Annotated in this window: 12 protein-coding genes and 2 pseudogenes; 2 read left to right on the top strand and 12 right to left on the bottom strand. The window is 69.8% G+C overall.

The annotated features are described in order from the left end of the window. Positions 1-1,170 precede the first annotated feature (1,170 nt). The 5 genes from ABD353_RS37065 to ABD353_RS37045 all read right to left on the bottom strand — a co-directional run bounded on the left by ABD353_RS37065 (position 1,171) and on the right by ABD353_RS37045 (position 6,020). Positions 1,171-1,533 carry a hypothetical protein gene (locus ABD353_RS37065; protein WP_030277237.1) on the bottom strand — a complete coding sequence of 121 codons (363 nt, stop codon included), beginning with the start codon at positions 1,531-1,533 and terminating at the stop codon, positions 1,171-1,173. Positions 1,534-2,229: 696 nt separating this feature from the next. Beyond that, positions 2,230-2,610 (bottom strand): CBS domain-containing protein, encoded by a 381-nt coding sequence (locus ABD353_RS37060; protein WP_344628126.1) that lies wholly within the window; start codon positions 2,608-2,610, stop codon positions 2,230-2,232. Positions 2,611-2,821: 211 nt separating this feature from the next. Then, positions 2,822-4,315: a DEAD/DEAH box helicase gene (locus ABD353_RS37055; protein WP_344628125.1), complete on the bottom strand. Its 1,494-nt coding sequence runs from the start codon at positions 4,313-4,315 to the stop codon at positions 2,822-2,824. 371 nt (positions 4,316-4,686) lie between these two features. After that, a complete protein-coding gene (locus tag ABD353_RS37050) occupies positions 4,687-4,890 on the bottom strand; it encodes a cold-shock protein (protein ID WP_030918248.1) in 204 nt (67 codons plus the stop codon). Positions 4,891-5,624: 734 nt separating this feature from the next. After that, positions 5,625-6,020: a hypothetical protein gene (locus ABD353_RS37045; protein ID WP_344628124.1), complete on the bottom strand. Its 396-nt coding sequence runs from the start codon at positions 6,018-6,020 to the stop codon at positions 5,625-5,627. A 151-nt stretch (positions 6,021-6,171) separates the two neighbouring features. Here ABD353_RS37045 and ABD353_RS37040 point away from each other — a divergent pair, with 151 nt between their 5' ends. Then, positions 6,172-6,651 (top strand): DEAD/DEAH box helicase family protein, encoded by a 480-nt coding sequence (locus ABD353_RS37040; protein ID WP_344628123.1) that lies wholly within the window; start codon positions 6,172-6,174, stop codon positions 6,649-6,651. Here the strand turns inward: ABD353_RS37040 and ABD353_RS37035 are convergent. Both ABD353_RS37035 and ABD353_RS37030 read right to left on the bottom strand, forming a co-directional pair. Further along, positions 6,619-6,771, bottom strand: a pseudogene (locus ABD353_RS37035) (IS110 family transposase); the annotation flags it as partial. The gene ABD353_RS37040 and the pseudogene ABD353_RS37035 overlap by 33 nt on opposite strands. A 795-nt stretch (positions 6,772-7,566) precedes the next feature. Further along, a complete protein-coding gene (locus ABD353_RS37030) occupies positions 7,567-7,866 on the bottom strand; it encodes a hypothetical protein (RefSeq protein WP_344628122.1) in 300 nt (99 codons plus the stop codon). Between the two features lie 141 nt (positions 7,867-8,007). Here ABD353_RS37030 and ABD353_RS37025 point away from each other — a divergent pair, with 141 nt between their 5' ends. Next, positions 8,008-8,217: a hypothetical protein gene (locus tag ABD353_RS37025; protein ID WP_344628121.1), complete on the top strand. Its 210-nt coding sequence runs from the start codon at positions 8,008-8,010 to the stop codon at positions 8,215-8,217. Between the two features lie 1,064 nt (positions 8,218-9,281). Here the strand turns inward: ABD353_RS37025 and ABD353_RS37020 are convergent. The 5 genes and pseudogenes from ABD353_RS37020 to ABD353_RS37000 all read right to left on the bottom strand — a co-directional run. Further along, positions 9,282-10,361, bottom strand: a complete 1,080-nt coding sequence (locus tag ABD353_RS37020) for a serine hydrolase domain-containing protein (protein ID WP_344628120.1) — start codon at positions 10,359-10,361, stop codon at positions 9,282-9,284. A 368-nt stretch (positions 10,362-10,729) separates the two neighbouring features. After that, positions 10,730-11,608, bottom strand: coding sequence for a GNAT family N-acetyltransferase (locus tag ABD353_RS37015; protein WP_344628119.1), 879 nt, complete (start codon positions 11,606-11,608; stop codon positions 10,730-10,732). A gap of 263 nt (positions 11,609-11,871) precedes the next feature. Next, positions 11,872-12,954, bottom strand: coding sequence for an IS110 family RNA-guided transposase (locus ABD353_RS37010; RefSeq protein WP_425555329.1), 1,083 nt, complete (start codon positions 12,952-12,954; stop codon positions 11,872-11,874). Positions 12,955-13,047: 93 nt separating this feature from the next. Then, positions 13,048-13,752: pseudogene (locus ABD353_RS37005) on the bottom strand (IS5 family transposase); the annotation flags it as partial. A 10-nt stretch (positions 13,753-13,762) separates the two neighbouring features. Next, positions 13,763-13,914 (bottom strand): transposase (locus tag ABD353_RS37000; protein WP_344628127.1); only part of this gene is annotated, 152 nt, incomplete at its 5' end.

Genomic DNA, 13,914 nt, shown 5'->3' with positions numbered 1-13,914 from the left:
CTGGATCAACAAGATCCAAGTGTCAGGGTGTCCACGTCGCGGGGCAAAGCTCAGATACCGCATCCTGCAACTGCTGGTACTGCATCATTCACCCACTGAACTCAGCCAGCGGGCATCACTCGTGGCGGCCCCTGATACCTGCGGGCCACCGGGCCCGGCCACCGGTCCCGTTGCCTTACTGCACACAACCCCGGCTTCAGAACCCCGTAACCGTGCCGACCTGCGAACCATTTACTGATCCCGGCAGTTCGTGTCTGCCGGGCACTCTCGACTGCTGACTACGAGAGAAACCATAACCGCGCCGACCCGCAATGTCTACTCCGGCCGGGACAGATTTCCCCTCGCCCAGAGGGTCGGTAACCTCCCGCCGCGCGAGGACGGCCGACAGTCGAGCCCCCGCCAGGAGGCCACCGGGCCCCGCCCCAGGAAGTCGGCACTGGAAGAACGAACAGCCAGGACAGCCATACGCGGGGGCAGGACGGATGCACGGCGCCGCAGCAAAACGGCGTCCGCGGACCGGCCGGGGCCGCGGGCGGGCCGGCAGTCACGGACCGGCCGATTACCCGGCCGGATGATCAGCCGACTGCAGGCTGCGAGCCCAAACGTTGCGCAAATGCCGCAACGTTTGGATGGTCCGGTAGCGGACTACGTTCTGTCTTCGATCCGGCGTGCGGCCAGTGGCAGCGGGCGATGCGCTCGCGGAACAGGACGGTGGTGCACATGCACAGGACCACGGACGGTTCGGGCCCGGAGGCGGTACGCCTTGCCGACGCGGACTGCGCAACCTGCCACGGTGCCGGCACCTCACGGCTCGGTCAGCCGTGCGGACCCTGCGGTGTCCGGCTCACCCGGACTCTCGCCCGCCGCATCCTGGCCGCCGACCACCGCTGCTGACACCACCGACCGCCGCCGGCGCACCTCTCGGCGGCCCGCTCCTGCCTGGAGGCTTGTGCCACGTCCGCTGCTCCCGACGGCATGCTGCACCTGGGACCGCCCTCATCAGCATGACGGCGACGCCGTGGCCGAAACGGCTTGACGAAGGACACCGGGGCACCCCTGTGCCACCGGCTGTATCGGTCACACGCCCGCCAGCACGTGCGCTGACCGCCACATCGGCCCGTCGCCGAGCCGGCCGAAAGGCGGATCGCGCCCCGGCCCGTCGAGTCCTTGTCAGGTGTCGGAGTAGCTGAGGTCCCCGACCGTCCAGCTGCTGACGTCCTCGATGGCGATCCGGTACATGCCGCCGGTATAGGGGAGCCCGAAGTTTCCCTGCAGGATCTTCGCCCGGTGCAGGTGGAGATGAGTGGGGCGTGCGGGCGAGGCGTCGACGGGCGGGGTGAACAGGGCGGCGAACGGCTTCAGGTGCTCCGAGGACTGCAGGACCTCTGCAACTCGCTCCCACCACAGGGCCACTGGCGCAAGCCTGCCGGTGATCACGGCTCCGGGAACCACCACGGTCAGCGACATCTGGTTGTTGTGCTCGGACTCGACCATCGCGGCGATGTCGACGAGCAGCCCGTCAGGGTTCGACATGACGTCCAGAATAGGACACCGGCTCCTGCCCTCCCAGACCCCAGGGCTGCGGCCAAGGCGGCCACGGCCAGGAACGGACTCACACACCGAACCAACCGCTTGTGCTGCGCGGTCATCCAGGTCATGTGCGGGATCAACCGCAGCAGGGACTCGCCGCTACCAAGCCTCGACCGCAGGCCGGCCCGTCTTCGCCGTCCCGGCGGCCCGAGACCTGCTGTACCGACGCAGAGCCGTTCGGGACCGCCCAGTGCGGCGGCTCACTGCCATACCGTTCAAGCCGCGCGTTCATCCACTACCGTTCTGCCCGGGTCATGACGCGTGCCCCGCGGCGTGGGCCCGGGCCCGGCCAACTTCCCGTTGACCGGACCGTGCCCACGCTCCCGCCCCAGCCCGCAGTTGCGCCCCATGGTCGCCACGCGACAGCCCGCGCCGCGCGGGGCAGGGACGTCGACACGGTTTCTGCGAGATCCACCCGTCGGACTACCGCTCCTGAGGACCGGATCGCCCAGGCCGCTCTCAGCGCGCAACTGCCTCTTCCCGCCAGGATCCCGCGGGGGCCTGCCTACCGTTCGCCTGCGCGGGTGGCAGCGCTGCCGGGCCCGGCGGGAATCCCGCAGGCTCCGGGCGGCACTGCCCCTTGTCTCAGGCCGTCGAGAGCAGGCGCCCTTTGCTGCGTGTTGACGCCCGTGGCCAGTCCTAGAAGCTGAGCAGGCCGATGACGTGGCCGTCGTGGTCCACCACCGGCCAGGTGTCCAGGCCGCGGGCACACATGGTGGCGGCCGCGGTGGCGGCGGGCATGCCGGTAGTTGCGAACGGGGCGCGGTCGAAGACCACGTCGCGTACCGGGGTGCGCTCGATGTACCAGGACCGAGCCTGGAACGGCGCCAGGTGCAGGCGGGTCAGCAGCCCGGCGCAGCGGCCGTCCTCAGCGCGGACCAGGAGGTGGTCCGCGCCGGAGCTCTGCAGGATGTCCATCGCCATGTCGACCATGACGTCGTCGCTGATCTGCAGCTCCGGGGGGTTCATGAGGTCGCCGACCGTGGTGGTGCTCGTGGGGTATTCGAGGGTGATGGTCATGGACAGGCTCCTTCGTGTCTCTCCCGCCGGGGCCGGCGGTGATCGGGGCACTAACGGTGGGAGCGGCGGGTGTGGTCCGCCGGAGCGGGCCGCGGCACTGCTGACGGACTCCGCGTGCGGCCGTCGCGGGCAGCCGGTGTCGCCGACCGGCGAACCGCGCGGGCCCGGTCCGCACGGCGAGCCGGGCCCGGCAGCTGCTACACGGAGAGTGCTATGCGGCGGCGAGGCGCCCGGGGGCCGTGCTGCGGGAGCCGTTGGCGGTTTGCGGGTTACGGTCGGCATAGGCGCGGCGGCCGCGGCGCGTGGACGGGCTGCGGCGCGGCCGCTCGACGACGGGGTCGGCGATCACGGTGGGGATGCCGGCGGGTACGCGGGCGCCGGTGATGCGGGCCAGGTTCTCATCGCCGGCGCTGACCCTGGTGGTGACGGGGGTGATGGCGGCCGTGGTCATCATGCGGGCCATCTCGCGGCGCTGATTGGGCAGGACGAGGGTGACGACGGTGCCGGACTCGCCGGCCCGGGCGGTGCGTCCACCCCGGTGGAGGTAGTCCTTGTGGTCGTTCGGCGGGTCCAGGTTGACGACCAGGTCGAGCCCGTCGACGTGAATGCCGCGGGCGGCGACGTTGGTCGCGATCAGGGCCGTGACCTGGCCGGTGCGGAACTGTTCCAGGGTGCGGGTGCGCTGGGGCTGTGACTTGCCGCCGTGCAGGGCCGCGGCCTTGACCCCGTTGGCGAGCAGTTCCTCCACCAGGCGGTCCGCGCCGTGCTTGGTGTCGATGAACATGATGACCCTGCCGTCGCGGGACGCGATGTGGGCGATCGTGGCGTTCTTGTCGAAGTTCTGTACGTGCAGCACGTGGTGCTCCATGGTGCTGACCGCCGCCGCGGACGGGTCCACCGAGTGCGTGACCGGGTCCTTGAGGAAGCGCCGCACCAGGCGGTCGACGTTGCGGTCCAGGGTGGCGGAGAACAGCATCGTCTGGCAGCCTTCGGCGACCTGCTCCAGGAGTTCGGTGACCTGCGGCAGGAAACCCATGTCGGCCATCTGGTCGGCCTCGTCGAGCACCGTGACGGCGACCCCGTCCAGCTGGCAGTCGCCGCGCTGGATCAGATCTTTGAGTCGGCCGGGGGTGGCTACCACGACCTCCGCGCCGCGGTTCAGCGCCTGTGCCTGCCGGCCGATCGACATCCCGCCCACCACGGTCGCAAGGCGGAGTCGTACCGCGTGGGCGTAGGGGGTGAGAGCCTCGGTGACCTGCTGCGCGAGCTCACGGGTGGGGACCAGCACCAGGGCGAGCGGGCGGCGGGGCTCGGCGCGGTGTCCGGCGGTGCGGGCCAGCGCGGCGAGGCCGAACGCGATGGTCTTGCCGGAGCCGGTGCGGCCTCGTCCGAGGACGTCGCGGCCGGCCAGCGAGTTCGGCAGCGTCGCGGCCTGGATCGGGAACGGCTCGGTGACGCCTTGGCGGGTCAGCTCCGACAGCAGGACCTTCGGAATGTCCAGTTCGTCGAAGGACTTGACGGCCGGCAGTGCCGGGGTGGTGCTCACCGGCATCGCGAACTCGCCCTGCGGGGAGGAGCCCTGACGGGCGTTGCGATCGGAGGTGCGCCGGCCGCCGTAGAAGGAGCTGCCGCCGGAGCGGGATCCGTAGGCGCCGGCGGAGCGGGAGTTGGCGTTCTGGTACGAGGAGCGACTGGAGCGGTTCATGCGGGAAACCTTCCTAGGCGGCACGTCACGAGGAAGGCTCCGTGACGCGGGGCGCCGGCGGAGACCGCAAGGGAACGGGCCGAGAGATGCGACGGGTGGAGCGTGGACGGTAGAACCGTGCGGCACGTCACCTACGGTCGGCACTCACCGAACAGGGCGGGAGCGAAGAACCTCGAACCGTGAGATGTCACGGTAGGGCGCCGATCCGCACGCGGCGCTGTGCGCCTCGCATGGGGATGGCCGCCGGTGGCGGAGCCAGAGAGCCTGAACGACCGGGGAATGCGTCGTGGCGCAATGTCGAGGGGCCCGCACCGGGCATCATGTACGCGGTGCGGGCCCCTCGCTGCTAGGCGGGTGCCGTGGCAGAAAAACTACAGCGGACGAATGTTCTCGGCCTGCGGGCCCTTCTGGCCCTGCGTAACGTCGAACTCGACCTTCTGGCCCTCGAGCAGCTCGCGGAAGCCGTTGGCGTTGATGTTCGAGTAGTGGGCGAAGACGTCGGGGCCGCCACCCTCCTGCTCGATGAAGCCGAAGCCCTTTTCCGCGTTGAACCACTTCACAGTGCCATTAGCCATAAAGAAATCTCCTTCAAGGGGGCTGTCCGAAGCACGCACCGCGCGGGCTTCGAGTCGCCGCGATGAGCACCCACCCGGGGAAGAGCCGGGAAACAAAAATGCGCCTGCGATACATCAGCAGGCGCACACAAAGTTCATGGGAACCACTACTGCAACTATCGACGAGCCTAGCAGGCTCGAGTGCGCGGCGGTGGAATATTCCGCCCCGGTCGTGTCGGCGCCGCCCGCAAGACGGCACCACTGCGGCGCCACAGCCGCCAACAGGCATTCGCGCCAGGGTAGTTGCCCAGCATGGCCGCAGGATCAGACCGAGCCGGGGGGACAGGCGCCCGGCGCAGAGCGGCGCGCAGCGGGCGGCCGCCAGTCGGCGGGGACGGTCGCCCCGGCAGCCCGGGACGGGCCGGCTGCACCGCGCCCCGCCGTTTACATCCACCGGAAGGTGGACCGTGGCGGTCGGGATTCCGCTCCAGCGAATGCGATTCTCCGGAAAGCCCCGGTTCCACATTTCCGGCGCATACTGCTCGACTTTGTTCGGAACTCCTTCCGGTGACGGCCGACGGCTCAGCCTGGCTCCTCGGCATCGCCGTCAGGCGGACCGGCGATCGGCGGCGCCGGCTGTGCTCATGACGGGTAGCGGGGCCGTGCACGGAATCCCTGTCCTGATCCCTGTCCTGGTGATCGTTCCGGGCGCTCTGACCGCGCGTCCACGAACAGGCCACCGACCTGGATTCAGGTCACATACCCGGCTCCTCGGGATAGACGGGAATCTCATAGCCCTGGTCACGGAGCCACTGGCAGGTTGCCGCGGCCCGGTAACTGCTGTCGAAGGACGGAAATGAGTCGTCGGCCTTCTCCGCGGCCCGAACGCCCCTCTCGTCATCCTTCATCCTTTGCACCACCGCGTCGGCGATCCGGGCGGCCGTGTCGCCGCCGAGGTCGCCGTGCTCACGCCAACGAGTCAACCGTTCGCTGGCCTGCAGGGCCCGCCGCGAACTCTCGGCGGCGTGCTCAGAACCGACCGCGGCCACCGCCGCCTCATTGGCCGACCGTAGCCATTGGCCAAGGCAGTCGGTGATGACCTGCTGGGCCAGAGTGGCCCGCCATTCGTCCCGCTGCTGATCGCCGTCCATGTACCTGCAGTCTACCGAGAAGGACCAACTGGGCGTGTACTTCTCTCGATTGCTGGTGTCGGCCTGGAAGGCAGGCAGGACGGGACGCCGCGTGTGGCAGTCTCCGTCATGCGGGTGCGTCGAGCGGGCGTAGCCCAGGCGGCGATGGCGAGTGGCTGGGACGGTGGGGTCAGGGTATGCGGCCGGCAGGTGGCGGGGTTGCGCTGGGGGGCACCAGGAGGAGGCGCTGGAGGCCGTCGTGCGGGGCCTGACGCCCCGTCCCGGGCGGCCGGTGCCGGCGGGTGGTCTGCGGGTGACGGTGCAGATGGCCACCGGCTCGGGGAAGTCGTTCGTGGGGGCGGCGGCTGGGCAGAGGCTGGCGCCGCACGGGGCGGTGCTGGTGGTGGTACCGACGCTGGATCTGCTGGTGCAGATGATCGGCTCCTGGCGGGCCGCCGGCCGGTCCGGGGACATGTTCGCGGTGTGCTCGCTGATCGACTCCGAGCTGCCCTACGGGGTGAAGGCGACGACCAGTCCGCTGATGATCGGCATGTGGCTCGACCTGGCGGCCGCCCGCCGCCGGCCGGTGACACCGTTCGCCACCTACGCCTCGGTCGGGGCTGTCGCCGTGCTCGGCGAGAAGGTCCAGTAGCAGCCGGTAGCCGGCCGCGTCGTCGGTGATTCGGCGCTTGGCCAGGAGCTCACCCAGCTCGTTGACCAGGGCGACGTCGTGGTGTGACTCCGCCCAGTCGATACCACAGAAGATCTTCAACCGACTCTCCCAACGTCGCCTGTTTTCGCAGGTCACGAGCACATGCGGGTCAGACGGCGCCCTAATCCCAGGACTCGACGGTCCGCCATCTCAGTAGCCGTTCATGACACCAGCGCGCCCCAGGGCCCCTGTCCGTACCAGAGCTCGAAGGCTCGCGGAGATCAAGAAAGGGGTCAGCCCTGGAACGGGCTCGTACCACGACCGCGGAAACACGATCACCGGCGGGTTTCGCGGCGGCCCGAGGACGCCGGACCGTGCCGCTCTCTGCTCAGACCTCGTCGGCCAGGGGTTGCCCAGGCATCAGTCCGGCACCCACGCGACCACCACGAAACCCACCGCCACGACAGCACCGCTCTTTGAGAAGGCCTCGCAGGCTCGGGGGGATCCAGATGTCTGTCGCGTCAAGCGCTCCGGAAGCCCAAGCCGGGTGTTCCGAGAAGCGCCTTCACACAGGATTAGGGGTTGCCGGGATTCCGGCAGACCTTGACAACGGCCCGTGACCTGCCCCGTCCAGTGGTGGGCTGGTGGTCGGGGAGTTGGTGGGGGAGGTGGTCGGGGAAGCGGAGGGGGAAACCACGACCCTTGACGGGCCCTCCAAGGCGCTTCGGCGGGGGCGAGAACACCGGTCGGGTCTGCCAGCGGGTTGGTCTGGTGTGGGCGGGACCTGGCAGGATCTGGGCGCGCCCGATTCGCCATTGCCTGGGCGCGCGGCTCCCGGGCCGGGTTCGACGAGGTCATCCGACATCCGGCCCCGGGGCCGCGAACCGGCCCGGCCGTGGCCGGCCGGGGTGCGGGTCACAGTGGTGCGGGGCCGGTGCCGTGGATGGTGAGGGTGGCGGTCGGGCGGTCCAGGGCCTCGACGGAGAAGGTGCTCGCGGTGTCGCCGAGGACCAGGTAGGGGGCGGCGGCGTAGAGGACGGTCTCGGCGGCGGTTTCGCTGTCGAAGTGCAGGCGGCCGGCCCATTGCTCCAGGCCGGGGTAGGGGGATGTCCCGTGGCTGTCCGGGTCGGTCCAGCAGCGCAGGTTCGCCCGGCAGCGGTAGACGTCCCCGCTGGCGTGCACGGTGGCGTCGCCCTGGTGGAAGCGTGGCTCCATGGCCCCAGTCTCGGGCCACCGGCCGCGACCCGCCCTCCCCGCCCCACCCCGCCCCATCCCGGGCGCATGAAATGCCACTTTTCGGGCATAAGCCGCTTTCATCACTTTTAACGCAAAATTTGCCGACCTGTGGAGGCCGTCGTGCCGGAGCCCGAGATAACGCCGGAAGAGATCGCCATGGTCCACGAGTACGTGGAGATCCCGCCCGGGCTCGCGATGGACCGCCTCGACGTCCAGCGGGCCCGGCTCGCGAAGGCCGTTGGCGGCTGGTACCGCAAGGCCGGCCCCGGCCTGTACCAGATCGTCACCAGGACACCGCGCCCCGGCTGGCACCATCCCGACCTGCCGTAGCCCCCCCGCCCCCGCCGAGCACGACCGGGCGCCCACGCAACAAACGGCCCGATCCGGCCCCACCAGGCGTTCGACCGGACCCGGCCGCGCCTGCCGACGTCGGAATTCGCAACCGGCCCGATTGGCGAATTTCGCAAGCCAATACGCACCCACGACAGAGCCCAACGCGTAGGGGAGCCCGTGCGCGCACGCGAGAGGCGCGGCGCCCTCGGGTGTCAGAAAGGCGGGGGCCGACGCCGTACACGAGCAGGAACGGGCCGTCCATGTCGATGACCGTCACGGCGGCGAACCGGCCCTGGACGAGGACGAGGGCATGGCGCTCGTCGGATGCGAACCAGGCGCTCACGGCGTCGTCCTCATTGTCCAAGCGGAGCTTGCCCTCCCACTGGCCCACATCCTGCGGCCCGCAGGCCGGTCCGGGGGTCTGCGCCGGGGCGGGGGCCGGCTCTGTCCACCAGACCAGCAAGGCCCGGCACCGGTACTCCGCTCCGCCGATGTGCAGGACGGCATCGCCGTCGTAGGAACGCTCGCTCACGCCCTCTAGCGTGGAGTCGGCCGGAAGAGCCCGCACGGCCATGGACCGGGGCCACAGCGTCCCGGGCCTCCCGTAGACGGCTTCGCTGCCCCTTGGAGACCGGGAGCCCGCTGCCGGCTATGGACAACATCAGCAGCCTCGCTGGCAACCACGCAAACTCCCTGGACAAAGCCGCGTTTCCCTGGACAAAGGCCACTGCACGCGGTCCCCGCTGGTGGATTCGCCAGCAGCGTCGCCGATCGCAGGCCACTCCGTGGGCAGCTCTGTAGGCGACCTGGTCGGTCTGGTGTCCCACGGGTGGGAGACCAGACCGAACGGGGTGGGTCCGGGCCGTCCCTAGTGCTGTGACCGAAAAGGTTCACCGGGTCGGCGGTGGTGGGAGTTCGGCCCGCTGCACCCCGCGAGTTCGGGGCGCGTGCCCGGACGTCCAGGCGGATGCGCCCCGCCGCGGTCGCTGGCCGCGTACCGGCTCCTGCGGGACCAAGTGCTCACCACCCTGCGACGTCACCGGCGGTGCCGCGACGTTCCGTCAGTCGCACAGGGCTGCCGCTTGTGCCTCCACCAGTCCCGTGCTCCGAGGGACACCCTGCTCGCCCTTCAGGTCGGCCCCGAGATCGAAGACGTTGACGGCGAGGACCAGCTGCCGCTCACCGTCGACGGTGGTGAGCGAAATGCTGGTGAAACCGGGTCCGCCGCCGTCGGTCGCCCAGACACTGACCGGCTTGGCGTCCGGCCCCGAGCCGCACGGCAGATCGAGGTGCTGCACACCGAGTCCGTACGCCGCCCGCATCTCGGGGAACTGCACCGTGGTCAGGAGTTCGCGCTGCTGTGCGGGGCGTAGCAGCTTGCCGGTGAACAGGGCCCGGTGGAAGCGGGCCAGGTCGTCGACCGTGGAGATCATGGCGCCGGCGGTCCAGTCGTACGACGGGCTGAACCGGGTGACGTCCTGTCCCTGGAGGTCGTAACCGTGCAGGTGAGGGCCGTGAATGGTCGGGTCGGTCAGCGGGAAGGAGGTGTCCTTCAGGCCGAGTGGGGCGAGAATCCGTCGACGGATCTCGTCGGGCGCGCTGTGGCGTGTGACCGCCTCGATTACCAGACCGGCGAGCAGGTAGTTGGTGTTGGAGTACTCCCAGCGGTCGCCGGGCGCGAAGAGCGGCTCGTGCCGGACGGCTCGGGCGATCACCTGCCGCGGGGTGTAGACGTAGCCCCAGTCGTGGCGCTCCAGGTAGGGGGCGAAGAACTCCGCCTCGGTGGTGGGGTCGTAGATGCCCGAGGTGTGGTTGAGCAGCTGTCGGACGGTGATGGCCCGGCCGTCGTTGCCGTTTCCCCGGACCACGCCGGGCAGCCACTTCTCGACGCTGTCGTCCAGGGAGAGCCGTCCCTCGCCTTCCAGCTGCAGAAGGACCGTCGACACGAACGACTTGGTGTTGCTGGCGATCCGGAACCGCTGGTGTGGCCGGGCCCGCTCGCCGCTCGCCGTGTCCGCGAGTCCGGCCGCCGTCCGCGACTCCCGCTCTCCGCGCCTGGCATACGCCACGACTCCCGGGAATCCGTCCGCGACCGCCTGCTCGATGCCCTCCGTGAGGCCGGCGGGTGGCGGTGCCGGCATCCGCTCAGCAGCGGCCGTCGCCGGGAGGAACCCCGACACCGCCACCACGCACATTCCCACCCACAGTGCTGCTGCCCCCGTACGCGCCCTCATCGATCTCCCCTGCTTGTGGTGTCCGTCCCCGTTCACGTCCAGCGTGCCGGGCCGCCGCACCACTTACCCATCCTGCTGGCACCCGGGTTGGCACGGCGGTTTTCCCCACCCCTCGACCGTCCTGCCTCCACCGCCTGCGTGCAGGAGAGGTCTGACCAGCGAGGGCTCGCCCTTGCCGACCCGGTGAACCTTCTCGGTCACAGCACGAGGGCGTGTATCGAAAGCACAGACAGGCCGGGCGGGGTGATGCCCCGGTCCGGCCCGTCCGTTCTCTGCTAAAGGTCGAGCTGATGCTGGTGTGTCGTGTGCGTGGGTGTGTAGCCGAGATCGTCGTTGATCCGTCGCATGTGCGCGTTGCTGTCGGCGGTGTCGGTCAGGAGGCCATCGAGGTCCGGATAGTCCCTATGGGCTTGTCGGATCGACTCGGCCTTCATCCATCGGCCGAGGCCGTGACCACGGTGCTCGGGCAGCACGCCCGTGCCGTAGTGCTGGCCGTCACCTGCGCCGTTGCCGGGGATGACGAGTTCGGTGAACCCGGCGATCGAGCCGTCGGAGGCGTCGATGGCGACGACGGTGTGCAGGTGGTCGCCGCGCTGTTCGACGGCCTTCGCCGCGGCCCGCACGCGGTCCACGTCCCAGGCCACGGTGCCGTACTCGGCGTCGTCCATGGGCATGTCGTCCATGGCGCGGCGTGAGGCGGCGAACGTCCGGGCGAGGTCGTCGGGGACGGTTCCCTGCCATGACGTCAGCCGGTAGCCGGGGTGCGGACGCTCGACGATTCCGGCGAGGACGGTGGTGTCCACGTCGGCCATCGCCAGGCGGGTGTACCTGAAGGTGAGGACCTTCCGGAAGCCGCGTGCCGCCAGGAAGTGGTCGCCGGGCGATCCGGCTTCGGCCTGCGCGACGACGCGGCGTCGGGCATTGTCCCGGGCGGTGGCCACGGCGGTGTTGAGGAGCCGGGAGCCGACGCCCTTGCGGCGCTCCGCGGGATGAACGCGGAGGTCGAGCTCGGCGAGGTGCTCTTGTCCGCCGTCGAGCAGGCGCAAGAAGGCGGTCCCGGCAGGGATGGAGTCCGCATCCGAGGCCAGCCAGACGAGACGCCGGCCGTGCGGCCCGTGAGCGGGGTCGGTCAGTGGGGTGATGCGAAGGGACAAGGTGTCTCCGTCGAGAGGAGGTGGCAAGGATCAGTACGCGAGCTCAACTCCTGGGCACTCGTGCGCATGTGCTCCACACCTCCTGGTCGACAGCGCCGGCCTGCACCGATGCGGGCGGCTGGGCGAACCTAGCTGGCCGCCGGACCCCTGGGCAACGGATTACCGAAAAGGCGGTGCGGGTTTGTGGTCACAGCCACTCGTTGATGGCCGCGACGAGGACGGTCGCCTCATAGCGGACCGCGAGCTTGATGCCCCTATGGTTTTCAAGCCGGCCAGGAGTGGGTGCCTGCGTCGAAGCGGGTGATGAGTCGGTGGATCTCTCGTGCGATGTAGCGTTTGAGGCAGCGGAGTGCTTCGCGTCGGGTCTTGCCTTCGGAGACGCGCCGGTCGATGTAGCCGCGGGTGCGGGCGTCCCATCGGAGGCGGGCCAGCACGATGGTGTAGAGGGCGGAGTTGGCCTGCCGGTCTCCGCCCCGGTTGAGGCGTCGCCGCTGGGTTTTCCCGGAGGACGCCTCGACCGGGCTGACTCCGCATAGGGCTGCGAAGGACGCTTCGGTGTGCAGCCGTTCCGGGTTGTCGCCGGCCGCGACCAGCAGGGTTGCGGCGGTGTCCGGGCCGACGCCGTAGCACTCGAGGAGTTGCGGGTTGTGCCGTGCGATGACCTGCGTGATCCGCGTGGTGAGATCGTCGATCTCCTCGGTGAGGTGTTGGATCCGGCGGGCGAGCAGCTTCAGGGTGTGGGCTGCGGCGCCGGTGGTGTCCGGCGCCGAGTCGTCCAGCTCCGTGCAGGCCCGTATGAGCTTGGGATTGCTCAGGCCGGCGAGGGATTCGCGCAGGCAGGGGCTGGTGGCCACGAGAACGGCTTTGAGTTGGTTGATGGCCTGGGCACGGGACTTGGTGGCCGAGTTCTTGGCAATCTCGAAGAGTCTGAGCATCTCTACCGGGCCGTCGCCGGCCTTCGCGTCGGCGGTCGCCCGGCCGGTGATCACCGCGCGGGCCGCGGCCTCGGCATCGATGGTGTCGTTCTTGCCCCTGCGCCGCCGGGTGGCCTTGTCGGGCTGGTTGACCTCGACGACGGTGACGCCTTGCGCGCGGAGGTGTCTGCCGAGGGCGGCGCCGTAGGAACCGGTGCACTCCACTCCCGCTCGATCGAGGCGGCCCGATGTGCGTGCCCAGTCCAGCAGAGACCTGTAGCCGTCCGCCGTGGCGGGGAAGCTCCGACTGCCCATGAACGCTCCTGCAGCTGTGACCACGGCAGCGACGTGAACGTCCTTGTGGGTGTCGACGCCCAGCACGATCTCGGGGACGTCCTGGTGAAGCGCAACGGGCTGGGCCATCCTGGTCATGGTCACCTGTCTCCTGTAGCGATGGGGCTGGAGTGGCCGCTGCCGGGTCGGTCAGGGCGGTCAGGACTGTGACGGTGCCTGTCGCGAAGGCCCCTATCGGGACACGCCCGCCGATCCGACGGCAGCGGATGCCGCTCCGGACAGTGGCCGACAGATCAAGCGCAAGGCACCACGGCCAGTCGTATCGCGGGTCAGACCACCGCCCGAACCGACATCCACATCCTCACAGTCGTATCTCGTGGCCACGGCGCGATGCCTTTTGAGACGATTGATGCCGCATTCGACCGCATGCCGAGCCTTGTAGTCCTCGGCGTCGAACTTGGGCGGCCGGCCGCCGCGAGCGCCGCGTCTCTTGCGGTTGCGAGCCTGGTCGGCCTTGTCCGGGATGGTGCAGCGAATGCCACGTCGGCGCAGGTAGGCGCGGTTTCTGCGGGAGGCGTACGCCTTGTCGGCCCGCACGCGATCGGGGCAGACGCGTGGCCGGCCCGGTCCGATGCGGGGCACGCGAACCTTCTCCAGCACCGGTTCGAACTGCGGCGAGTCTCCACGCTGCCCGGCCGTCACCACGATCGACATGGGCTTCTGCCCCTGCTCAACGGCCAGGTGCAGCTTGGTGGTGAACCCACCGCGCGAACGCCCCAGCCCGTGATCACCAGGCTCGGCAAAGACACCACCCGGCGACTCCTTCTGCAGGTCACCCCGCTTCCGGGCCCCGGCCGCATGCTGATGGGCACGGCACACCGTGGAGTCGACGCTCAGGTCCCACGCGATCGCACCCTTCGCGTCAGCCAGGGACTGAGAAGCCATCTCATTTGGTGATTCTGCGGTGGCAGATGAGGGTGGTGGCGAAGGCTGCGAAGTGGTCGGCTTTGCGTTCATAGCGGCGGTGGAGTCTGCGGAAGCCACCGAGCCAGGCGACGGTGCGCTCGATGACCCAGCGGTGCCGGCCGAGGCGGGTCG

It is taken from the genome of Kitasatospora arboriphila (assembly GCF_039528095.1).
Lineage (GTDB): Bacteria > Actinomycetota > Actinomycetes > Streptomycetales > Streptomycetaceae > Kitasatospora > Kitasatospora arboriphila.
The sequence above is the reverse complement of the archived record's forward strand: the minus strand, read 5'-3'. Positions and strand labels throughout refer to the sequence as shown.